Source organism: Flavobacterium sp. LB2P53 (assembly GCF_003970305.1).
Lineage (GTDB): Bacteria > Bacteroidota > Bacteroidia > Flavobacteriales > Flavobacteriaceae > Flavobacterium.
On sequence record NZ_RYDG01000001.1, the window covers coordinates 386207 to 412806 of the forward strand.

The window sequence follows — 26600 nt, forward strand, 5'->3', positions numbered from 1 at the left end:
AGATTTAAAGAAAATTAATTCCCAAAATTATACCGAAGTGTAAACCCGGAACGAACATTTGTCAGTGGAAAAGAAGTCGAGATTACTGCTTTAGAAAAAGAATGATCGTAATAGAAAATAGCCGTAAGGTTTTTACTAAAGGAATAATCAGCTTTTACGGTAAGTGACCACAAATTTTGACCGCCTGCCAGCTGATTGTTGTTATAATCCAAGTACCTTACAATGGTTTGATTGTTCCGATAGGACAAATCTGCTTTCAAATTAATATCGCTTTTTATTATTCCTGTGGGATTATCCGCGAGTCTGGAAGAAAAAATAACATCTTTGAAACGGTAGCCTAGCCCCACCACATATTCAATACCCTTCACTTCAGTCAATAAATTATTATCAAAACTCATGGATAACGCTCTGTCTTTTTTGATTTCGGCCAATACTTTCAAGGAACTTTTCAGTTCAAAATCCATTCGCAACAACGGATTAAATTGCTCTACTAAATTGATATTAGACATGATGGTTTGATTAAAAAAATTACCACTTGCATCGATTCCTTCTGGTGCTTTGTCGTATTCAAAATTTGATCTGAATGCATTTATCGTATATGAAGCTCTGTAATTATGCTGCAGGGAGAATCGCTTGAAATTCTTTTTAAAAACTTCATAACGCATCAGTCCATTATATTTCACAGCCCAGTTTGGGATTGGAAAATTTCTAAAAATTCCCAGCGAAACAGCGGAAGCATCTCCCCCGGAATAAGCAGCTAAAAACGCTGGTAACAATACGGCCTGATTATTTTTTCCATAACCCAAAGGGAATCCTTCCGGATCCAGGTTACTCGGATTATTAATGTCGATGCCGCGCTGTGTTGCCAGTCGATTTGCCACAGTAAGCCTGTTTGATCTAAAGTCATCAAATGCAGCTGATATATTTTCATCACTACCCGAAAAGGAAGTTTTTATCAGAACGGTCGATATCGAGAAAATCCCGGCAGTGTAGGGAGATCTTGCGTTATAAACGCCATCGGTAACGTCATATTGTTCCGAAAAATTTTCAGAGTAGGCCCGGTCTAAAGTCAAATCAATTTTTAAATCCGGCAGTAAATCTACATTTGCTGTAGCTTTAAATAATTTATTTGTCACTCGGGAAAAATTTTGGTTGAAATCCGGATAATTGGTCAGCCATCCATTTTTTGCTGCTTCAAAGCGAACATCATCCTGACTTCCAAAAATAAATCCTAACGATGGTCTTGAAGAACCCAGAAACCCCACGCTTGGTGTGTATCCCGGCAAAACGGTACCGCTATTGTGTGTATAGGTCATCTGAATGTTTTTGACACTAGTCAACATCCCAATCAAACCATCTACAAATGGATTGTTTTTTGGAGCTTGGTTTGCATTCCTATTTACTATTTTTTCTCCCGGTTTTGGAGCAGTCATTCTAGGTTTAGGTACTGTCTTAGTACTGTTTTTGGCAAGTCCTAAATATTTATACAACAAATCCATATTGAATGTTGCATTCAAATTATTGGAATTTGCATTTTGAACGGTATTTCCCAGATTATAATTAGCGCCTTCAATTTGTATTTCTGACAAAGCATTAGAAGTACGCTGCCAGCTGTAATCACCGGTATAAGAATACGTTGCTTTTACAAAACTGAACAACGGAATTTTATTAATTGGAATTTCATAATTCAAAACCAGTTGTTGCATGTGTTGATTTGGATCTCCCATGTCCCAATAACTATCCCAAATTGTAAACGTATCAATAGGCTCATTATTCTCGTTCAAATAGCTTTTTACAATATTGCTGGATGAAGCGGTATAGTTTAATTTCAGTGATTTTGTCAAATTATAATTAAATCCATATTGGTAATTAAAAGCAAAATTTCTGCGATACAACGGATCAAGTCCTATGCCTTCTACCTCAACCTGTCTGAATTGCTGACGGTTGTATTGTCTAATAATATTGCTGTTAAACGAAATATTTGAAGGCAAATAATTAAAATTAAAATCACTCAGTAACTTCCAATAATTACTGTTTTTCATGAACTTAGTTTTCTTGAACGGCTCCACTGATTTAGGCTGAAATGTGTACGCATAATCTACAGAAGAGTTTACCTGTTGATCCACATAATCTTCGATTTCAAAATCATGTCTTTCTACTTCATTAAAAGATTGCGAAAAAGTAAAGTTTTCCGGGTCGTAAACATGCTGTTTTTGTTCCGGACCACGTTCTTTTCTAACCCCGATAAAGTTTATACTTTTGCGTTTTGTATAATCAATAGCTCTACTGGCAATATTATCTCTTTGATTTTGATCCGTGGTTTTATCCAGTAACTGTTTTAGTTTTATATCTTGATTAAAAGGATCGTATTCCGGCGTTATTGTTTCTTCGCCTATAGCGTAATTAAAAGGCAGGTTAATCTGCCATTTTGGAGGCAGTAATTTTCCTAAATTCACATTAGCAACAATAGTATACTGTTGCGTATCTTCTCTGCTTCTTTCATTTGGGCCTTGTTCCAATGCTCCAAAACCAATAGTGCTTTTTCTACCGGAAGCTGAAACAGTGGCGAAATCAGCTAAATTTGAATCAATATTCAACACTGCGGCCATTCCGCCTTTGTTATCCATATCGGCCAGGCGAAGTTCATTAAACCAAACTTCTCCTTTAATATCGTTGCGGGCATCATTGTTTTTTACCCCAACCATTAAGGTTCGCACTAACCCAAAATTAGGATTCCCCTTAACTCCTATTCTTAATTTATTTATTTTATTGCCCAGGGAGGAATCCAATTCATCTTCATTTTGATAATAAATCCCATCTAATGGCAGTGTGGCAGGATCGATACTCATAGCCAGAATCTTCAATTGCGTTAATAAAGCAAGTGACAAATCAATTTCATTCTCTGCGGGCCAAACTGTTTCGGCACTCAAAGGTGAGCAATCAGAATTAGATGCTGATGATGGCGTGGTGACTTTTAAAGGAATTTCAATTTGGTAAAAATTCTGGGTAAAATCATTTCCAAAACGAATGAAACCTACCATTTGATTTTCTTGAAGTGCAATTTCGTTTGGTAAAGATTCTGCATGCAAAAACATTTTTAATTTCTTGAATTGGCGCATATCAATACTAACGTTTTTAAAAACGGCTCTGGAGTCTAATGGTTCCAGTCCGTTTCCGGATACCCGCAAGGCTAATGATTGTTCGTTTTGATTAATTACCGTGTTGTTATTAAACAGTTGTTCACGCGTTACGCCCGGTGGAGTAATGTAATTAACAGGACATCTTTGGTTGTTTTCCTGAACATTTACGGCTAAAACATCTAAATTAGTATTGTCATCGTCTATGTTAGTATCATTAAAATCAAGGGTATTGGTATAGCGTCTCCATTCTCCTCGAACTAAATCCAAGGCTCCAAAACGAACCGTTACTTGATCTTCAAAACCGGTCATAAACATTCTCATGAAACGAATAGATCTAAAATCGGAAATATTTCCTATTGTGTTTTCAGGTTGCGAAACCGGAATTTTAAACTGCAGCCATCGGGCCTCTGTATTTGAACCATCGGGCAAGGTCACTTGCGTATTTCTAATATCCGTAATGTAATTTTGTCCCACGGCCATATTGGGCTGGACAGTAATGCTGTATTCATAATACGCATTAATGGTATTCATCGTATTATCCTTATTGATATCCTCGACATCAGGAAGAGTGGTAGACCCTCTGTTAGGATCATTGATATCTACTGTTGAGTTGCCATCAGTACCGTTGTACATTTTGTATCGATCAATAATGCCGCCTGATGCATTCAAGTAAAAAGTATAGTCATCTGCCGCTGGATCCAGCTCAGAAGCAAAATTAGTATATACTGATCCTTCATTAGCATTAGACAAACCATCTAAACCAATGTCTTGATTTTTTCTATTATCAACATTTGTGTCAAAAGCATAAATCAATGATTGAGAAGCCGGGACATCGCCCCATATTGGCTGTGGATTTGCCACTATCTGATCCGGTCCTAATCCGTTTTCATATTGTTTTCTTCCATCTTTCAGGACATCCTCTGATATCTCTCCTAAGTTGAAGTATATTTTACCCGTATTTGTTTGTGCTGCCTGACCATTTCCTACGTACGGATCTAAAATCCAAAACTGGATGTATTCCACATTTCCTTGTTCGAAATTAGTCGAATTTAATGCTCGCATGATTCCACCAAAATTGTCTTTGGCATTTGCACCAACATTTAGGCTGTTGTTATATGGCCCCCGTTCTAAAGGATAATAACTTAAATCTAATGTGTTTATCACTTGTGATTGTCCTTGAGCGATATCTGTCAGGGGATACAATTCCTGACTAAAAATTCTTCTGGTGGTATTGAAGGAAAGGTCTTCATTAGAAACACCGGATGGTTTTTGTGTATAAAATATCGGATCTATAGAATACCATGATAATTTGGCTCTTTTAAACCCGTAACTTAAGTCATTGGCACTGGCATTAAAATCATACGTACTAGTTGTGTTTTTTTCTGGGGTTGATGCAAGACTCCAAGAATATGGGCTTCGCATATCAATAGTAGATTGAGTTCCTTCAAAATCATCTACATAAATCGTAGATTCACCCTGAAATTGATCTGCTTTAGGCGAATCCGGTTTCAAGAAAGCAACCTCGCCTCGTATAGAAAGATTAGAAGGCACATCCGTATCCAGATTGGGTAATTTATTTACCAATCGAGTCAAGAATGGCACTTCGGTTGAAAAATTAGTATTAAATCCAAAAATAGTATTGTTGACCGATTCCTGTCCAAAACTCGATTTTTGAGTAAATGGCCTTTCGCTCATTTTCAAAAAAGTGGCTCCAACCACAAAATTATCAGCAATTTTATGCTCTACATTTACACCCATAAACCGTCTGGTTTGCTGGCCAAAAACAGAGTTGTTTTCCAATGACACCTCAATAGGCGTATTAGAGGCCTGAAGTGAAGCATCTAAAATCTGTACGCGACCCAATTGATAATTGACACTGTAGTCAATTCCTTCTACCAGAACCCTTCCTGCTGCGGTCACTACAACAGAACCTCTAGGAACATTAAAAGCGCCAATTGGTATTCCATCACCACCTGTAGATTTGTATTTCCCTCTTAATAAGAACTTATTTTTCTCACTATCCTGCAAAGCCCCTGATTGGGTGTTGCGGTACATATTGCGGAACACATATTTTTTCTGATTCTCATTATAAGAACTTACATTGTTATAATTTTCTATTAAAGCGGGGTTTGCTAATTTAGAAAACAATAATTCTCCAAACGGTTCTTTTGTGGTAAAAATAATTCTTCCGTTCTGAGCATCTATAGTCAGCCCTGGCATAAAGTCAAAAAAACCATCACCTCCGGCTTGCGGATCATTATTGAAATTTAATTTGTCTAAATTAAAAACTTTCAACAATGGTGTGCTGGTAATAGTATAATCTTTTGAGGGAATTTCATTTTTATTGTTAGCATCCGGAAAAGGACTTCCAGGTACTTCCGTAATATAGTTTAGAGGCGAAGGATCCGTGTAGAGAATATTAAATCTGAAATCTTCTTGTTTCAATTGATAGCCTCCTTGAATCTGATAGATGTTTTTCATCATCAGGTTCCAAATAGGGTTTCTAACGTTAGTCAAATTACTTTTCAGCATTTTCAATATCAAACTTTGCGAGATAACCGCTTGATTTGAGGAACCATTCCCCGTAACCACCGTTGCATCTACTCCATCATTACCAAATTCCCCCACTTGATAGACCTGATCGCCTATGGTATATTGATACGCCACTGCCAGAACCTCATCATTTGCCAGTCGTTGTTGCAATGAAATATATCCTAATTGTGAATTAAAAGTATATTCATTTGGATTCAGTTTTCGAGCATTTTCTAGTTTAGAATAATCCTGTGCTTCACTTACTGTCACATTAAAACCGGAGTTTGCCGTTACAATTTCACGTATATTGGGATTCAGCAAACCTCCTCCTGTAGTAATTTGTGCAGGATCATAATCATTATTTGAATTGTCAGCAGGAGAATCTAAGGGATTATTAAAAATACCTGTTGATGGATCTAAAACAACTACTTCGTTGTCTGCCAAACCCGATAATTGTCCTTCCCCTAAATCCTGAAGTGCAATAATATTTCTAAGGTTATTATTCGTGGTCGTGACACGGTTTTGCTTATTGGTTACCCAAATTTCGATTCGGGAGATCTGAACTCTACTGTCAATAAAAGGATAATTTGCCAGGGATTTATCATACCTGTTTCTGAAATATTGGGATAAGAAAAAATGCCTGTCACTATCATAATCTAAGGCAAACATCTCAAAATCTTCAATTGTGCCTCCACCTTGAGCGATTAAACTTTTAGTCTGCGATTTTTGTTCCGAAAAAACACCGGTGACTGTTGTTTTCCCAAACTGTAATTGTGTTTTTACACCAAATAGACTTTGTGCTCCACGGATCAAGGAACTATTCAATGGCATGCTGACATTACCCACTTCTATTTTTTGAATAATATCGTCCTCTGATGGTGCATATTCCAGCTTGATCAGGTTTTGAAAAGCAAATGTTGACTGCGTATCATAATTTACATTTACATTGAGCCGAGTCCCTACCTTTCCCATCAAACTCATGCTAATTCTTTGATCAAAATCAAATGAAGTAGTAGTCCTGTTTCTCGGGGAAAATGAGGGATTGTCTTGTTTGGTATACCGCATTCCTAAATCCATTTCAACAGATCCGGTAGGTTTTACATCAATGGTATTGCTACCAAAAATAGATTCAAAAAGCCCTGATTTTACGTAATATCGAGGTAATAAATCTCTTTTAGCAATTTCACTTCCTTCCTTTTTTCCATCAATAGCGTCTACTTTTTTCTTGAAATAATCCCGCATGGATTCCTTCAAAACAAGATTTTCATACTCTTTTGGTGTTAAAATAATAGGGTAATTAATAGAAAAACCATCCACGGAATTTGTATAGATGTACCTGTCAGTTACAGGATCATAGGTATATGCCGAAAGGACACTTTGAGGATTTTTTAACTGTACCTTCCCTATAGAAAATCCGGTTTTTACGGTATCCTGAACTGCCTGAGTTACTTGTGCATTTGACATAAAACCACAAAATAAAACAAGTGAAAAAATACAAATTTTATGCATACAACTCGTGTTTCTTGAATCCCTTTTTATAGATTTTTCAATGCTTTTTTGATGATTGTTTCCACTGTGGCGTCCGGATCTTCTTTAACAATTTTTTCTATAATTTTTTCCGAAGTTTTTCGTACAAAACCTAAAACTTCCAAAGCTGATAACGCTTCATCTCGATTTGTATTGTTCTGTGACATAGAAACTTCATCTAAGTCGTATAATTTTAATACTTTCTCTTTTAGATCCAGTATGACTCTTTGTGCTGTTTTACTTCCAATTCCTTTTATAGACTGAACAGTAATTACATCCGCAGTCGCAATTGCTTGTATGATTTGTTTAGGATCTAGCGAGGAAAGCATTGTTCTTGCTATGCTCGCTCCTATTCCTGAAACGGACAATAACATTTTGAATATTTCTCTTTCTGACTTTTCCATAAAACCAAAAAGTGTATGCGCATCTTCTTTTATCTGAAGATACGTATACACTTTTATAAAATCTGTACTAGGAAGTAACGAATAGGTATGTAAGGAAATATTTACGTGGTAACCTACGCCACCACAATCAATAATTATGTGAGTGGGTGATTTCTCAACTAGTTTCCCTTGTAAGTGTGCTATCATGAATTAACAATATGTTAACAAATATAACAAAATTAGCATACTATTTTAGTAAATTCATTAATTTAACTTTGTTAGCTTCTTGACGCTTTTCTGAATTTAATTTATTTTTTCTTTTGTTTTTCCTGAGCATCAATCACAGCAATAGCTGCCATGTTTACCATCTCCTCAACACTGGCTCCCAATTGAAATATGTGAACAGGTTTTCCCATCCCTAACATGATTGGCCCAATAGAATCTACTTTATTTAGTTCTTTCAACAGTTTATAGGTGATATTAGCCGATTCCAAATTGGGAAAAATAAGGGTGTTTACTTTTTTGCCTGCCAATTTAGAAAACGGAAATTTCTCTTTCAGCATTTCTGGATTAAGGGCAAAATCAGCCTGAAGTTCTCCATCAATAATCATTTCCGGATGATTTTCATGCAAATAAGCAACCGCTTGTCTTACTTTAGTGGCACTTTCATTTGAGGAAGATCCAAAATTAGAATAGGAAATCATGGCAATGACTGGCTCTACTCCAAACATTCTGGCGGTTTTAGCTGTCATAACTGCAATTTTTGCCAAATCATCTGCTGATGGATTAATATTTATAGCCGTATCAGATAAAAACATTGGTCCACGAGCCGTCATCATCATATTAGTTGTAGCCACCAGCGAAGCCCCAGGTGCTTTCTCGATAAGCTGTAAAATAGGTTTTACCACCGTAGGATAGCTTCTGGAATATCCTGTTACCAATGCATCAGCTTCGCCTTCATTGACCATCATAGCCGCAAAATAATTTCTTTCGCGCATCAGCTTCTGAGCATCTAATAATGAGATTCCTCGTCTTTGTCTGGAGGTCCAGTATGTCGTGGCAAACTTATTTCTTCGACCTTCTTCTTCAGTGATTTTCGGATCAATAATTTCAACATCGGCATCAAAGCCAATTTCTGCTTTCAATTCTAAAATAATTTCTTTATTCCCCAATAAAACTGGAAAACCTATTCCTTCTTCCAATACTATCTGGGCTGCTTTCAAAACATCTAAGTGATCTGCTTCGGCAAAAACGATTTTTTTAGGATCCATTTTAGCTCTATTGGTAATCAATCGAACCATTTTATTATCATTCCCTAAACGCTCTAAAAGTTCCTCTTCATACTTGACCCAATCCGTTATAGGATTCAATGCAACCCCAGAATCCATTGCTGCTTTAGCTACCGCCGGAGCAACAACTATAATCAATCTTGGGTCAAAAGGAGAAGGTATAATATAATCCCGTCCAAATGTTAACTTTTTAGCCCCGTAAGCGATATTCACTTGTTCAGGAACGGACTCTTTCGCTAAAGCTGCCAGCGCTTTGACTGCAGCCATTTTCATGGCTTCATTTATTTTGGTCGCACGCACGTCTAAGGCACCCCTAAAAATATAAGGGAATCCAAGAACATTATTCACTTGATTAGGATAATCAGACCTTCCAGTAGCCATAATCACATCTTTTCGAGTTGCAATGGCTAAATTATAATCAATCTCCGGATCTGGATTTGCCATAGCGAAAACGATAGGATTTACAGCCATTCCCTGTAACATTTTAGGGGTCATAATATCTCCTGATGATAACCCTAAAAAGACATCAGCACCAACTAAAGCTTCTTCAAGACTGATAGGTAAAATGTCTTTGGCATATTTTAATTGTAAATCAGACAATTTCGGATTGTCTTTGGTCAACAATCCTTTGCTGTTATACATTAGGATATTTTCTAGTTTTACACCCAGTAAAATATATAAATTTGCACAAGCAAGAGCGGCTGAACCTGCTCCTGAAACTACCAATTTTACATCTTCTACATTTTTGCCGGCCAGCTCAAGGGCATTTAGCAATGCTGCCGAAGAAATGATGGCTGTACCATGCTGATCATCGTGCATCACGGGTATATTAAGCTCTTCTACAAGCCGTCTTTCTATTTCGAAAGATTCCGGTGCTTTGATATCTTCCAGATTAATGCCCCCAAAAGTTGGCGCTATGTTCTTTACCGTCTGGATGAATTCTTCTATATCTTTTGTCCCAATTTCAATATCAAATACGTCGATATTGGCGAAAATTTTAAACAACAACCCTTTTCCTTCCATTACTGGTTTTGACGCTTCCGGACCAATGTCTCCCAATCCTAAAACTGCAGTTCCATTAGTAATCACTGCAACTAAATTTCCTTTTGCAGTATATTTATAAACATTGTTTACGTCTTTAGCAATTTCTAAACACGGCTCAGCTACACCAGGAGAATAGGCCAAAGATAAATCTCTTTGTGTTGCATATTTCTTGGTGGGAACTACTTGAATTTTACCAGGAGTCGGCTTTGCGTGGTATAATAATGCTTCTCTTCTTTTACTATTCTTTTCCATTGTTTTTAGATTTTATTCTAGCGCGTAAAGATAGGGGTCTAGATTTAAAAAGAGAGGACTTTTCTCCCATTCTTTTGCATAAAAAGGTCTGATTTGATTCCAAAAAAAAAGCTACACGTAATGCAGCTTTAAATAATTATTATTTTTTTGAATCTTTTTTATTGGGTAATGTAGGAGTTTAAATGTTGAATAGTCTCTTTTTGGATCTCGATTATAGCCTTTACCACATCACTTATTGAGATAATTCCAATTACAATTTCATTTTCCAAAACGGGCAGGTGACGCACTCTTTTGGCACTCATCAACTCCATGCAGTACTCCAAATTATCCGATGGACTTACTGTAACCACATCCGTCTCCATGATTTCATAAACAAAGGCTTTTTTTGAAGATTTTGCTTTCAGAACAATTTTCCGAGCATAATCTCTTTCAGACAGCACACCTTTCAAAATTGTATCTTCAATAATAAGAATTGCTCCGATGTTTTTTTCACTCATCACTGACAATGCTTCGTAAACAGTGTTAGTGGAAAGTATGGAATACACTTCCTTCCCTTTAGTACTTAAAATTTGATTAACTGTCATAATTGATTCATTTAGTGAATCATAAAGTTAAAAAAAATATGCATTCAAACAACAAAAACTTTTTTTTAAGCTCTAAAATATAGCATCAGGAGAAACCAACGCTCCTAATTTAGCTTTTAATTCTTCATTCAAAATTTGTAATCCATATTGATAGGACGCATTCACCCAGCCGAAACCTTCCTTTGCGATGTAATCAAATTCAGTCCCTACATTACCATATTCGGCAAAAACTTTATGGGAACTGATTTCCAAATCAAATTTTTCCGGGATTGTTCCATTATAATCCACTGCATTTCTAGTAATTAACCACAACCATCGGTACACCATTTCTTGTGCTTTATCTAGATAATTATAGTTAATCAATCCTTCCCACAGCAACATTTGGTGCGGTGCCCAACCAAAAGGATAATCCCATTGTCGTTGCGGCACCTCTTTTGAAGCATTAGCAATACTAGCCTTAGTGCTTCCTGTAATTCCACCTGTTTTCACAAATTGCGGCAAAGCAATTTCCACTAATTTTTTGGCCTGATTATCATCACATAACCCAGCCCACAAAGGAAAAAATGTTGTCGCCGCTTCAAACGGGAACTGCTTATGGCTCACAAAATCATAATCAAAATACATACCTGCGTCCTCGTTCCAGCACAATTCATTCATTTTATCTTTACGGGAAAGTGCTTTTTGCTCCCATTCTTCTGAAGTGTAAAGGATCTCGCCACTTTGAAAAGCATTACTAAAATATTCTTTTATCAAGTAAGCGACATCTTTTTCATATTTGTAAAGAAAACTATTGACATCTACTGAATTCAAATTAGTACACGTATTTATCAGGCGGTTTGTTGTATCATGCCCGCTTTCTCTCATGCTTCGATCATGAACAAAATAAATGTCCAGTTCGTCATCAACAAGCGTTCGCTGTAAATATTGTTTTTCAAATTCTCGAATAGGTAAATTGTATTTTTTAGCATACGGCTCTAAAACATCATCAAAATGCCCCGGTTCTACTTCAAATGGCATTCCAATTCCATCGGCTTTATACCTGTTTAAACCTGTTGGGGTCAAGCGATTTCCTTGCACCATCCAAACTGTATTGTATTCCAAAATGACCGTTTCCAAATGGCTTCTTAACCAGTCTACACTTGGCGTTTTCTTTTTTGCAATTTCGATTAGCAAAGAAGAATACAAAGGCGGTTGTGTTCTGGTCAAATAATAACTTCTATTCGCATTCAGAATTTTACCATACTGTATAATTTGGTATTTAAAATTTTCAGCAATTGCGATTGCTTTGTCTAATTGACCATCTATTAACAAGCCAACGCCAATAAAATAGCTGTCCCAACCATACATTTCGTTGAATCTTCCACCAGGAACCACAAAAGGCACACCTTGCAGACTGTATAATTTTTGTTCCAGAGCCAAAGCCAGAATTCCTGGTTTTTCATTTAAAGTTTCCACATATTCCACCGAATAATTCTCAGGCAGAATTTCAACTTTAAAATTTGGCAATTCTTTTTCTAATTCTTGAAAATAAGCAACTCCCGTTTTGTCTTTGGCAGCAACATAAAGTGTTGCCACATCACTGGACGTTTTTTCATCTTCAATAATTTGTTTCAACCCTTTTTTATCAATGGTACGAGTCAGTTCCTCCCAATAATCATCCTTGATTTTTCTTGAAATTCGGTGAACTGGATTCTCTTGAATGCGACTCAAATCGACTTCACCCAATACTGAATTCGCTTCCTTAAGCTGCGCTAATTCCTGTAATAAATTGGACAAATGATATGTACCTATGATAGCCACTTCCTGTTTGGTGTTTTCGTCAACCAAAACAAATTTTTTAGGCCCATTGTCGTCTTTCGTAATTTTTTTATCCTGATCTGTATCCTCTTGAAGTAATAGTTCCTGGAATACTTTGTCTATGTTGAGTATGAATTTCATTGTTTAGCGGTAAGTTTTTTTAAAATAAAGAAAGAAACAAGCAGTAATGACATTGGAATTAAAGTGTAATAAAAGGCGTTTTCAGGGCCTTCATTTTTAAATAAGTAACCAATAACTCTAGAGCCCAAAGTACCACCAAGTGCTGAGAAAACCACAATTAAACCAGTCATAGAACTGTGTAATTTTTTTGGCAAGGCACTTAAAACTACTGAATTTAAAAGCGGATAAATCGGTGCAATAAAAAGTCCTACTAACGGAAATGCAAATCCTATCAAAGGAATATCGCTTAATGAATTGATTTCTTTGACATTCAATCCAACTGTTTTAGGAAGTACAAAAATCACAATGAGCATAGCTGCTATAATACAAAAACTGAGTACCCAAATCCAATTGACTCTTTTAGTAATTACCCCAGCAACAAGTCGGCCTACAGCCAATGAAATAGCCAAAATACTCGCCATCATGATACTGATATTCTCCGGAAGATGCAACACCTTATTATTGAAAGTAGGCAACCAAGACATAATTCCCTGCTCAATCATTACAAATAGGAATGCGCTGATTACAAAAACGATGGTTAACAGTTTCGCAAATAATTTGAACATTTGTTTGAAGTCATCAGCTAGATCAACGCCCGGAATTTCAATTTTATTTTCGAATTTGATAAAAAATAAAAAACCAAAAGACAATAACGAAATACCGGCCAATAACCAATACACGTTCAACCAAGCATCTGGATTCGCATCTGAATTAAAAGCCGGAAACAAGAAATACGCTAATGCAATTCCTATCATAAACACGCCTTCAATGCTACTCATCAAACTATTGTGTTCGTGTTGATTGGTTGTTATGGTTCCAATAAGTGAATACACCGATACTTTTATCAATGCAAAAGAAACGCCCACGGTAGCAAAAAGCAATTTGGCCGTTCCAAAAGAATTTCCATAATACATACTGACGCAAGCTGCTGAAACCAAAGCCAAACCAATAAGCATAGCTTTCTTATATCCAATTCTGGGTAAAAACGAAGCGATTAAAAACGAAACTATAGCAATGGGCAAATCCTTGTATGCTTCCAAAACACTGGCTTGAAATTCATCTACACCATAATTTTTTTGCGCCTTTAATATCACAATTCCCACGCTGTTCAGCAGAATTGCAAATACAAAGTAGTTGAGATACATGGCTAATTTTATAGTGCTTTTTTTCATGTTTTATCTATTATAACAATTAATTTTTATTCAAAGACATTACAAATCGGAATTTAAATATTCCTGAATATCTATTCCTTCTGGCAATCTGCCTACATTCTGAAGTTTCAATACTGCCAGTTTCTGTGCAATAGTTATTGTTTCTTCAAAGTTTTTATTCAACAATTGTGCATATAAAAAACCCGTCCAGAAAGCGTCTCCTGCTCCTGTGGTGTCTTTAATATCTTCTACCGGCAATGCTTTTTGATGAAACCTTCCATAGTCAACATTAGACAATACTACGCCATCTTTCCCTTTTGTCAAACAAATCGTTGAAGCGCCCAAGCTATGAAAATAATCAAAAATAAAATTTTCGGTTTTTTCTTCCGCAAAAAGACGGTAACAGTCATCTTCGCTTAATTTTACCAAAGGATTTGTTGACAAATAATCCTTTAAAACCTCACTTGCCTCTTCCCGATCAGGCCAAATTCTCTCCGAAAAATTAATATCAATACTCGTTTGTAATCCTAATGCTTTCGCTCGTTTGGCACTTTCCACAATAGTGGTCCGAGCTGGATTTTTGCTTAAAGCAAAACAAGTCGTATGGAAAATTTTAGCACTTTCCAGTAAATCATTCGGTATTTGACTTTGCTCAATCTGACAATCTGCTTCTCTGTACGGAATAAAATCCGGCGTACTTGTCGATTTTGAAACAAATATTACAGACGTCGGATGACTTTCTGATATTCTAATTTGTGACGTAATGACATGATTTGCTTTTAACTTTCGAACAATATATTCGCCTAAACCATCTTCTCCACAGGTGGCCACTAATACTGATTTCAGACCCAAACGCGCAGCATTTACGGCCAAATTTGTTGGCGAACCGCCCAGAAAACGATGGTAATCTTTGGTTCTATTTATAGACGTATTCATTTCATGACCAATAAAATCAATCAAAACTTCGCCTGCACATAATATGTCTATTGACTTTTTCACTTAAACTAAAAATTTAAAATTTGTATGTACACTTTGGTGCAACAGCACCGTTGCTGCGCCACTCCAAGCGCAAAAAGGAACGCCGTTTGGCTCTTTGGTTTCGCTATTAAAATTTTCGTAGAAACTAAAATTTTCAATAGCGTTGGCTTCATTTATAGCCGTTAAAAGCGCCTCTGCTTCCTTATTATTTCCTTTCGAAAGCAAAGCCAGACCATAAAAGCCATTGACCATGGACCAACTTCCACCGTTATGAAACTCATTAGGGTAATTTCTGAACTCGTATTTGCAATTGTTTTTAAGCAAATTCCAGTCTAAATCAGTTTCTTGTATTGGTGGCCAAAAAGCAGGTAACAACTGCAATTTCATTTCGTTTTTGAGTGCAATTGAATATTCTAAAATTGAATTTTGAAAATCTTCGGAACCAATGTTTAAGTACAAAGCCAACGAATTTGCAAAAGCATCAAACTGTGTTTTGTAACCAGCCGGTGAAAAAGAACACGGCATGTATTTTTGGAAGTTCAATTCATTATATGCACGTTCGTGGTATTTTTCACCAACTGAATTTGGAGTAAAATTAATTTCTAGTTGCGCTGTTATTGTTTCAATCTTTACGGTAATATCCTCGTCATGTGCAAAATGATTGTAACTTTTTAAGGCCCAAATTCGGAGTAATTGATCGTACAAAACATAGCCGTCCGTAATATATTCATCCGCCCAATTTCCTGATAATGGCACATACAAAAGGCCTTTATTGTTAAATTCCCAGGATTCCAGGAGCGCAAAACACTTTTCAATTTCAGTATCGTATTTTGCTACAAAAGTAATGTCCTTTGTATAATACGCATATTGGCAGATCCCAATTACAAACCAAGTCACGGCGTCGACTCTTCCTGCCAATCCGCCATAACTAACCTCAACTTGCTCGCCAATTGTCATCACGTTAGACGGAATAGTGCCATTTTGATGTTGATTACTAGCTAATGTTTCTAATGTGTTACGGAATGTTTCGATCAATTTTTTATCTCCAGAGGCCAAAGCCGCCAATCCACAAATCACTCCATCTCGGGCCCAGACTCTTTTATAGTTGGAAATATTTTGAGCACTGGCTAGAAATCCTTCAGAAGAAGACACTTTCTCAAGCAACTCCATTGCTTTTGTATAATTCAAATCACTGTTCATATTATTGTCTTGAAACATTTTTACTTTTAATCAAAAGAGTACAAAAAGCACCGATTAGCATCAGAACCCCAGCAAAAGTAATGGCTTGGCGAGCATCATTATCTAAGAAATTCTTTAAAATATAACCAAAAGAGAGATTTTGGATAATCATTGGAATAACAATCATCATATTAATAATACCCATGTACACTCCATAGCGCTCTTTTGGAATAACAGCAACGACCATCAAATATGGTATTCCCATCATACTGGCCCAAGCAATTCCGTAACCAATAATTACTGCAAAAAATATGTATTGATTTTGCACCATTGGAAACCATAAAAAAGAAACGGCTCCAAATAAAAGACAGACAAAATGAATCATTTTTGCACCGTATTTTTTAGCTAATATTGCCAAATAAAAGGCAATTGAAAAAGTAACTATAAATCCAAAAGCACCAATTAATCCGTTCCATTCTACCGCTTTTTCATAGCCCATTGTATTCATCGGAGTTACATTCCACACGGACAAAGCAATACTTTTCGAATTATTTTGCCAATAGCACATCATGGCATACCATTGAAACAAATACACCAGAAACAGTTGCCACATGACCGTTGGCATTTCTAAAACTGCTTTATAAATATCGATAAAAGGCGAAAAAATATTTAGAGGTTCTGCTTTTAAGATAGCTAATTCTTCTGCTGTTGGCGGGATTTCTGTAGTTTTACCCATACTCCACCAAATGGAAGTTACTGAAAGAATTGCTCCTAAAAAAAAGGAGGCATAAATCCACGTTGGTAGCGATCCTGTATATCCTACAAAAATAATTGGAAACAGAAAAAGGGAAATATAAGCCAGAAACTGTCCGAAACCAGTAAAAAAACTTTGCGCCTGGAAACCTGTTGGTTGTTGTTCTTCATCCAGCGTATCCGCAATAAAAGCCCGATACGGTTCCATAGCAGTATTGTTACCAACATCCAGAATCCAAAGCAAACCTGCAGCCATCCATAAGGAACTGCTAAATGGGAATAGAAATAAGGCGATACTACAAATTATGGCTCCGATAAAAAAGTACGGTTTGCGCCTTCCCCACCTTGGATGCCACGTTTTATCACTCATCGCGCCAATAATGGGTTGAATCAATAAGCCCGTTAAGGGTCCGGCAAGATTTAAAATAGGAATTTGATCCGGACTTGCATGTAAAAAATCATAAATAGGATTTACGGCACTTTGTTGCAAGCCAAAACTGTATTGTATGCCGAAAAAACCAACATTCATATTGATTATCTGCCAAAATTTTAATTTTACTTTAAAGCTCATTTTGGTTGGTTGATTTGTTAATTTTATCTAAAAATAATTTTAATATTGCCAATTAAAAACAGATTAAAAACAAAAACGTTTTCGGAAGACCCGAAAACGTTTTCGATTATTTTAAATCAACGACAATCAACCTTTATTTTGAAGCAAAAGGAATGATGATTTTTGTTTCCCATTCTGATTCTACACCCCCATTAAAAGGATTGTCCATGTAATGTTCCAAAACGGTATTTTCTAATTTAAGGTTGTGATTTTTTGCATAATCAATCAAGGCAAACCAACCTCTGTCTGAAGTTCTGAAATTACCATAGTAAGTCGCTTTTAATCCTTTGCGTGCAGGTAAGGTTTTAAATTTAACCACTTCATTTTCAATGACTTTTGTCTTTTTATTAATTGGAAAACAATAATTAAAATCGATTATTTCTTTATCCAAATCCCATTTTGTAATTTCTACATACGGCTTTCCAACTATTTCTATTTTGTTTTGAAATAAAAATCCGGTAATTACAGCGTCATTCGCAATCATATTTTGTGCTTTTTCCTGTAAAACACTTTTTAAACTAATATAGGCCACAAATGTTTCTTCGGAGGAACCTTCCCCGTCAATTCTGACCTTGAAATTTTTTAGATGTTCTGTTAAACCATTTTTAAAATTCGTTATTTTCTTGATTTGATCCTCTTTGAAACTCGTATTAAAAAAAGGAACGGTTATTTTATTGTACCAACTATGATTCAAATCGTGTATTCCAACACTTACTTTTGTAACTGAATCGTTTACAAACTTAATATCCCAAGTATATTCCATTTGGGCAGCTCCTTTTTTCATTTCTTGTTTGATAAAATCAAAATTTCTTTTTTCGAGAATAGTGTAATTTTCTTTTTCATTTTCCAATTGAAGGATCGACCATTCCTGAATCCCTTGAAATACGGTTCCTGTAGCAGCTTTTACTTTAAAAGAAATACAATAATCGGCCTGCTTTAGAAAAAAATACCAAACTAAAAACAAGGACAACACAACGCTTAATACTACTATACTTTTTTTTCTAACTGTCATTATTTTTTACTCATTTTTAATGTATTATTAATGTAATGTCCTATATTATTGCCTTGTACAACACCATTCTCAATAGCGGCTCTGTAATGAATTCCTCCATACAACCTACTTATTGAAGCTTCTGCCGCAGCTTGCTTGAATGATTTAAAAGGTCTTTTAGGCAACCCAAAAGAAACTTCTGAGTCATCGATATAACTAAAATTATCTCCAAAAATCGAGGTTAGAATAATTGCCGAACACGACGAAACCACAGAGTGTCCACTTACATATTCCGGAAAAGGAGGTGTTTGTAATTGTGGTCTCCAGTTTTCATCTATGTTTTGATTGATATACGTTTCAGGACGCACAACATTACTCCTATACTTTTCATCCCAACAACTAATGAAGCTCTCAAAAATTCCGATAGATGTTATAGTGTAAGCAAAAACAGTAGTTTCAAAATCTGATTTCGATTTTTTTAAGGCTATTTTAGTGATATTAATCCAATGTGCATCCGGTGTATTTTTCTTCTTTGCAAACATCATGTGTCCCTGTATGACTGTAGCATAGGGATTACAATCCCAAAAGGAAGCTATAGCCGATTCCTCAGGAATTGGTTTGCTTGGATTTTTTTCGACTTCAATTAATTTTTCAGAAATTAAATTTCCGACATCATAGGTTTCTTTTGCCTCTTTATAAAAAGCAGAATTTTTATCCGTAGAATAAGGATAAGGTGGGATGGCTTTAAATTGAGAGGCTGAATCCATAACTAAAGTTCTTATTTCGCCCCAATGCGGCTCCACACCATCCATATAAGAGGGTGGCGTTGGCTGCCATCGACCGGGTTGATCTGCATACACTGAAAACTTAGAAAAAGTACGCGTTTGTTTATAATTATCTTTCCCCATCCACATTTTTATTCTGTCTACCACTCTTAAAGCGTACGCTTTGGAAACATCAAATTCTTTTTGATTTTCAGCGCTCCATTTTTCATACAAACTATCTCTATATTTTTCTATAGCTTCCTCAGAAAAAATCAATTCTTTACTCACTTCAATATGGGCAATAAGCGCCGCCAAATTTTTATTCACTCCACTTTTAGGATCTAGTTTAGGAATAGAATCCAGACCTTTTAACTGCCCTTGTAAACTTTCGTATTTCGTGCTGTTTTGTGCCATAATCTCGTAAGCGGCAACATTGGGATAAACATAAATTCTACTCGCTACTGGCGGCGAAAATATGTCATGAACCATAATTCCTGTTACTGTATCAACTGCAGCACAAAAATCAGCTGATGATACTTTAATTGGCATCTCTTTGCCACAAGAGGTCAAAAAGAGCATTATAAGTCCTAAAAGATAAATTTTAGAGTTCATTTTACTAGGTTTAAGTGTGTTTTTTTTATTAAATTAGTTCTTAGCTGAAGGCATTTCGTACAGCTCTGCCTTTTTATTATTGATGGTAATTAGTAAATATCTTTTGCCTTTAAAATTGATAATCCCCAGATGCTTAACTGCTTTTTGAGTCAAATCAATTCCTATTTGATGTCCTAGCAAGATGGTTTTTTCGTTCTTGATCAAAGCACCGGAAAACCCATCAAATCTACTGTGGTATGGAGTCACTCCAAAATAATTTCCCGCAGCAAAAACTTCTTCCCTAGCATCTGAATCAAAATTAGATTTCACAAAACTGGTGATAGGTGCTACTTGCATTTTATTCGAAAAGGGCATAAAAGTAAAGGTTCCCTTATCGTTTCTTAAATAACCGGATTTTAAATTATGAACTTCAAATAATTTTCCTGTCGCAAGCATTTTTGGATCAAAAACTTCCTCGAGAGTTTTTCCTGCAAATGATTTGTAACTATTGAACTTCTTTTTTAGCATGCCACTGAATTGCTCTACTAATTCGTCCAGGCCTAAAGTGGTGTAATATTTTGCGTTTTTTTCTATTGCCACAATAGTTTCAAAAGATCCGTTCGCATCAAAATCTCCGTAATACATTTTCATTGGAAATTCCTGCGAGGCTTTAAATTTAGAATTCATTCCCCAATTACCAACCAAATAATCTTCGTCACCGTCCTGATCAATATCAAAAGAAAGTATTGACTGCCATAGTCCATTGCTTTTTTCAGGAAAAACAGTTGTTGTCACATCCGTGAATTTACCGTTTTTATTCGCAAAAAAAGTAGGCTTCATCCATTCACCTACCACAATTAAATCTGTTTGACCGTCTTTATTGAAGTCTGTAAAAATGACATCCGTAACCATTCCTATTTTTTCAAAAGTTTTGTTTTGAACAATAGTGAATACGCCTTTATTGTTGTTCAATAAATAACAATCGGGCATACTTCCAAATCTATTATTTACGGAATTATTGGCTACAAAAATATCTAAATCACCATCTTTGTCGTAATCAAAAGCCTTGACAACGGATGCGTTTTGAGCCAGCTTAGGCAAGGTTGCTTTTAGAAATTGATTGTCTTTGCTTAGATATAGCCGGTCTTCCAGATTGGATGCATTTTCGCCCCCACCAGAAACCACTACTAAATCATTCCTTTTATCTGCATTGAAATCCCCGATCACTGCTGAAGCATCTTCATAAACAGAATCCTTTTCGATGGCAGCAAAACCTTTCTTGGTAAATCCATTTTGATTTTGAAAGTAGATTGTCGCTTTTTTATCTTTGGAACCACCAAAGAAGACATCCTCTTTTCCATCTCCATTTAAATCCCCTACTGCAGTAGCCGGACCGCGGTCAGAACGTTGATATGGAATCAGTTTTTGAACTAAGAAATCAATATAATCATTTTCCTTATGTATAAAATCAATACCCAATCCTGTTTCCACCTTTTTGAAAATGGGCAAAACAGCAGGGTGTAATTTCCTGTAATCAAACGCTTTTCTGTTTGTCTTTGCTTTTACAGTGAGGGTTTGATTCGTTTTTAAATTCTTCAGAGTTTGATAGGTTTTATCCGGCCAAATTACCACTAAGGAATCTATTTTAGTCGTTTTTCCGTATCCAAAATGAATTATTGGCTCTGATGAGGACTGAAATCCTCTGGTAGTTTGCAGTTCTTTGAATTGTTTTTTTCCTTTGGCATAGGAAATCACTTTGGCTCCAATCCCAAAGGTGTTTTTTCCTATAAACCGCAATTTCAATTTCAGGTAGTTTGCTTTTCCGTCCGTTTTATTAATGTAGACGGTAGCGATACTATTTGTATTATTAGTAATCACGTCTAAATCACCATCATTATCAATATCGGCATAACCACTTCCGTTTGAAATAATAGAGTCGTTTTCTATCCAATCTGCTGATCTGTTTTTATAATGCAAATCAGAAGATCCTTGAAAAATATAATTTGTTACATTTCCTTTTGGCATTCGCTTCAACGCCTCTTTGTCCAATAACTTGGTAGTACTAATTTTACTCTTGATCTGATCATTTGAATAATATTTGACATAATCTAAATCATTAGGTCGTTTAGGAATACCATTAAAAACAAAAATATCCTGCTCCCCATCTTGGTCATAATCGCCAAACAAGGTACTCCAGCTCCAGTCCGTAGCGGAAAGTCCACTTAATAAAGCCGTTTCTGTAAAATGATTACCGGCTTGGTTTAATTGCAACATATTCCTGGCATACTGATAATGATAGCCTAATTTTTCGGTTCTCATTTTTAGCATTTGAGGATTATCATCTCCCAAGGAAGATTTTAATACTTTTTCATCTTCAGGAAGCATATCAAGGCTGAAGATATCAGGGAAACCATCATGGTTCACATCCGCGACATCCAGCCCCATAGAGAACCTGCTAGTGTGTCCAAAGTACTGTTTTAAGCTTTCCGTAAAAGTTCCGTCTCCGTTATTCAGATAATAATAATCATCTTCATGAAAATCATTTCCCACATAAATATCCGGATACCCATCTAAATTAAAATCAGAAACGGCTAATCCTAAACCATAGCCATTGGCACCTCCAAAAATTCCTGCCTGCTCGCTAACATCTACAAATTTTCCATTGTCATTGCGGAATAATTTATCCCCGCATTCGTAACTTCTTTTATTTCTTGTAGCGGCATTTCCAAAAGACAATTCGGAGTGAACCGCATGATTCAACAAATACATGTCTAAATCCCCGTCCAGATCATAATCAAAAAATGCTGCCGAAGAGCTGTAATTATCAAGATCTAATCCGTATTCAGCCGCACTTTCGGTAAATGTATTGTCTTTATTATTGATAAACAGTTCATTCTGTCCCTCGAAACCATTAATTCCTACTACGGCACATACGTAAATATCTAAATATCCGTCACCATTTACATCGGCCATCACCGTTCCGGCATTCCAATCACTTTGCCCCTCTACTCCAGCTTTAGCGGAAATATCTTCAAATTTATTGTTGCCTTTATTCAGGTACAATTTATTTTTACCTTGATTAGAAGTAAAATAGATATCGACCAAACCATCGTTATTGACGTCGCCAAGCGCTACACCACCGCCATTATAGTAATAAAGGTAATCTAAAATGGAAATGTTTTTGGACTCTAATAATTGATTATTGAATGTAACATTACTTTCCTCCGAAGACAATTTTTCAAACAACTGCCCTTCTTTTTTGGAACACCCCATAAATAGAAGTGATGCGAGTCCTATTCTAATAAAATTATTCATTGGGTCTAAATAGTTTAGGGGTATTATCATTTACAACGGCTAGTATTGAAATCGTATTGTTTTTGTCTTTGATCACCGTAAGTTGTTTTACTTCGCCTTTTATGAAAAAACCAGATTTATCATAAGGAGTCCATGAGAAAGTGCCTTTTTTATTTCCTAAGAGGACACTCCCAAAATTAGCATCTAATCTGGAAAACTGAGGTTTAAATTCATATTGATTTCCTCCTAAGATCAGGTCTAGTATTCCGTCATTATTTACATCCATCACACAAATAGTGTTTACGCTGGAGAACTGCACTTCTTTTGGAAGCATTTGTATTTCAAATTTTCCATTGCCTTTATTAATGGCAATCACGGTTTCTTGAATAGCAACGGTTTTCTGAATAGAATTAGTGACGATCTCCGGAGTGAAAAGTTCCTGAAACGTTTTCTTAGAATAATCGGCATAACTTAAATTTTTCTTCTTTATAGAAGGAATTTGCCTTGCTAATTCTTGTTTTAAATGGATTGGCAAATCCTTTCCATTAACGGATCGGGTGGCTATTTGCTCAATGGTTCCGTTGTTGTCAAAATCATTGGTAAATAATTTCAACGGATTTCCTTTGGTTGGTTTATAAGGCATATTGGTCCCTCTATTGCCCAGAATTAAATCTTTTTTTCCATCTTTATTTAGGTCAACACAAGCCACAGCATTCCAAAAACCAGTGTATCCACTGAGGTTCGTTTTGTATGCTGTCAATCGTCTTCCTGTGTTTTTGAAAATCATTGGTGCAGTCCAATCACCAACCAGAATTAAATCTTTTTTAGCATCGTTATCAATATCTTCCCAAACGGCATCGGTTATCATTCCCACCGTATTTATTTTGAAAGCTTTTTTATCTGTTACATTCACAAAATTACCTTTTCCGTCGTTTTCTAATAGTAGATGTTTTGGATCTATACCATATACGCCAGGAACACTTCGGCTTCCAATAAACACATCAATATCACCATCATCATCAAAATCACAGGGTGCAATTACGGAAACATTATTGTTCGTTGTTGGGATATTGGTTTTGCTTTTTACAAAAAATCCGTTTCCATCATTCAAATACAAGCGGTTTTTATAATTGGCCTGATCTGATTTCTCATTTCCTCCTGAACCAACTAATAAATCGACGTGTCCATCATTATTGGCATCAAAAAAACTAGCGGCAGTATCTTCAAAACCGGCATCTGACTCCAAGTCTTTTTGAGCCAAAAGAGTGAAATTACCATTTCCTTTGTTCACATATATTTTTCCGGCTTGTCCTTTGGCTCCGCCAATAAAAACATCTTCATTTCCGTCACCGTTAATATCAGCCACCGCAAGTGCAGGTCCTTCTTGTGAAAGCATTTTAGAAATTAATCCTTCATGATCAAAATCGACATAATTATTTTCTTTGTGGGCTAAAAACGGTGCTTCCTTTTCAGAAAACAATGGCTTGAGCACCTTGTTTTTTGGAACATAATCCAATTTAGCTGTCGCAATATTTAAATTCATCGTGGTATTATTTACCACTTTTTTAATCATTTCAAACTTTCCATTTGTCCAAATTACCTGCAAAGAGTCAATTTTTTTGGTACCTATTCCAAAAGTCATCACATAATCTACCGAAGACTGAAATCCTCTGGAAGGAATTAATTCTTGTCTGAGAATTTCTTTGCCTGAGAACAACTCCACGACACTTCCTACCGCAAATGTATTTTGTCCTCCGCCTTTTAGTTTTACTTTTATGAAATGATTATTTTTGTTTTTTTCGGAATTATTTCGATAAATAAAAGCCTCCATATTAACGTTATTGACAATTAAATCGAGGTCTCCATCGTTATCTAAATCGCCGTACGCTGCCCCATTAGAAAAACTTGGTGTATCTAATCCCCATTTCAAAGCTTCATTCGTAAAGGTCAGATTTTTGTTATTCTTGAAGGCATAATTAGGTATTGGAGTGCTTGGCATTTTACTGATAATGGTTTGAATTTCTTCTTTTTTGCCCGTAACGACCATTTTCTGCATGAATTCGTTGGCAAAGAAATCTACAAAATCCTGATTGGTTAAATCGTTATAAATTCCGTTACAAACATAAATATCTTTGTATCCGTCGTTATCCATATCAAATAATAATGCGCCCCAACTCCAATCCGTTTTAGCAACGCCAGCATGATTTGCTATTTCAAGAAATTGATTATTCCCATTATTAATTTGCAGGGTGTTCTGCATATATTGCGTATAAAAATCGAGATTTACTTTTCGGGTAAATAAATCATAATTTTCAAAATTAGTAGTCGTTTTTAAGCGTTCGTCCGGTTCCGGTAACATATCGGTTACAAAAATATCGGCTTTCCCGTCATTGTTTACATCGGCCATGTCAGCACCCATAGAAGATTGACTGATATGAGACGTCCATCCCTGAATTTGTTCGGTAAAGGTTCCGTTTTTATTGTTTATGTATAAATAATCTCTTTCATAAAAATCATTAGAAATATAAATATCCGGATACAAATCTCCGTTTACATCTCCTACGGTAACGCCCAAACCAAAGCCAATCAGACTTCCATAAATACCTGCTTCTTTACTGACATCAACAAATTTTCCGTTGTCATTGCGCATTAATTTATCGCCTCCTCCTTTTAGGATTTCAGCCACATCCCAGTCTTTGTCTCTTAAATCTCTTTTGTTAGAATAATTAAGACTACTTACCGGTATAAAACTATTATTTAGAATATAAACATCTAGATCGCCATCTTTATCGTAATCAAAAAAAGCGGCATGAGTTGTTATGCCCGTATCCGCAAGATTGTATTCAGCTGCCTTTTCCGTGAAAGTATTGTCACCATTATTAATAAAAAGTTCGTTTTGTTGCAAGTCACCCATGCTGTTTCCGGCATTACAGACATAAATATCCAGAAACCCATCAGCATTGATATCGACCATCACGACACCAGTTGACCAGGTTTTAGTTCCTTCGATTCTGGCTTTTTTAGAAATATCTTCAAATTTAAAATTTCCTTTATTTAAGTAGAGTTTATTATCGCCCAGATTTGAAGTAAAATACACATCTGATAGACCATCATTATTGATATCACCAATAGCGACACCACCACCATTATAAAAATTCCTGTACTTGAATATGTTCATATCCGAACCATTCTTCACTTCATTGATAAAATTAATTCCGGTTTGGGAGGCATCTAATTTAGAGAACAAAGTATCGTTGTTTCCAGGGTTATCTTTAGAACAGTTAGAAAAAATAATTATTAAAGGAATAAATAAAAAAATACGATTAAACATATTTACAAACTATTTGATTAGGTAATTAGAAATGCCTAATTTATATAATAAACATTATATAAAAAAATTAAAAATAGATAAAATAGAGGCTTTACAGTTAAAAAAACGTTCCTTATTTCTATAATTATTTGAAGACTACTTTTAACATTGATTAAGAACTCAAGATTAAATTAAAACACATTTTGCTGCATTATGTAAAAAATAAAGAGGGTACTAAATACCCTCTTTAT

13 protein-coding genes are annotated in these 26600 nt (G+C 35.7%); all 13 read right to left on the reverse strand.

The features are described from left to right. Positions 1–14: 14 nt before the first annotated feature. Entirely contained in the window at positions 15–7181 is a 7167-nt protein-coding gene (gene sprA, locus EKL95_RS01825) for a cell surface protein SprA (RefSeq protein WP_126563408.1), read from the reverse strand. Positions 7182–7207: 26 nt separating this feature from the next. Continuing rightward, entirely contained in the window at positions 7208–7789 is a 582-nt protein-coding gene (gene ruvA / locus EKL95_RS01830) for a Holliday junction branch migration protein RuvA (RefSeq protein ID WP_126458479.1), read from the reverse strand. Between the two features lie 101 nt (positions 7790–7890). Next, positions 7891–10167, reverse strand: coding sequence for an NADP-dependent malic enzyme (locus EKL95_RS01835; protein ID WP_126554769.1), 2277 nt, complete (start codon positions 10165–10167; stop codon positions 7891–7893). Positions 10168–10325: 158 nt separating this feature from the next. After that, positions 10326–10751 carry a CBS domain-containing protein gene (locus EKL95_RS01840; RefSeq protein WP_126458474.1) on the reverse strand — a complete coding sequence of 142 codons (426 nt, stop codon included), beginning with the start codon at positions 10749–10751 and terminating at the stop codon, positions 10326–10328. A 72-nt stretch (positions 10752–10823) separates the two neighbouring features. After that, positions 10824–12689: a trehalase family glycosidase gene (locus EKL95_RS01845; protein WP_126563409.1), complete on the reverse strand. Its 1866-nt coding sequence runs from the start codon at positions 12687–12689 to the stop codon at positions 10824–10826. Beyond that, positions 12686–13900, reverse strand: coding sequence for an MFS transporter (locus EKL95_RS01850; RefSeq protein ID WP_126458469.1), 1215 nt, complete (start codon positions 13898–13900; stop codon positions 12686–12688). The genes EKL95_RS01845 and EKL95_RS01850 overlap by 4 nt, the downstream gene beginning before the upstream one ends. A 39-nt stretch (positions 13901–13939) precedes the next feature. After that, a complete protein-coding gene (locus EKL95_RS01855) occupies positions 13940–14878 on the reverse strand; it encodes a carbohydrate kinase family protein (RefSeq protein ID WP_126458466.1) in 939 nt (312 codons plus the stop codon). Then, a complete protein-coding gene (locus EKL95_RS01860) occupies positions 14879–16075 on the reverse strand; it encodes a glycoside hydrolase 100 family protein (RefSeq protein WP_231507383.1) in 1197 nt (398 codons plus the stop codon). Next, positions 16059–17360, reverse strand: a complete 1302-nt coding sequence (locus tag EKL95_RS01865) for an MFS transporter (protein ID WP_126563410.1) — start codon at positions 17358–17360, stop codon at positions 16059–16061. Before EKL95_RS01865 ends, EKL95_RS01860 begins: the two co-directional genes overlap by 17 nt. 133 nt (positions 17361–17493) lie before the next feature. Beyond that, positions 17494–18411, reverse strand: coding sequence for a GyrI-like domain-containing protein (locus EKL95_RS01870; RefSeq protein ID WP_126563411.1), 918 nt, complete (start codon positions 18409–18411; stop codon positions 17494–17496). Further along, the gene (locus tag EKL95_RS01875; protein ID WP_126454194.1) at positions 18411–19766 is read right to left on the reverse strand and encodes a vanadium-dependent haloperoxidase; all 1356 of its coding nucleotides are present in this window, start codon (positions 19764–19766) and stop codon (positions 18411–18413) included. Before EKL95_RS01875 ends, EKL95_RS01870 begins: the two co-directional genes overlap by 1 nt. Before the next feature lie 33 nt (positions 19767–19799). Continuing rightward, the gene (locus EKL95_RS01880; protein ID WP_126563412.1) at positions 19800–23060 is read right to left on the reverse strand and encodes a VCBS repeat-containing protein; all 3261 of its coding nucleotides are present in this window, start codon (positions 23058–23060) and stop codon (positions 19800–19802) included. After that, a complete protein-coding gene (locus EKL95_RS01885; RefSeq protein ID WP_126563413.1) occupies positions 23053–26370 on the reverse strand; it encodes a VCBS repeat-containing protein in 3318 nt (1105 codons plus the stop codon). Before EKL95_RS01885 ends, EKL95_RS01880 begins: the two co-directional genes overlap by 8 nt. Positions 26371–26600: the final 230 nt, after the last annotated feature.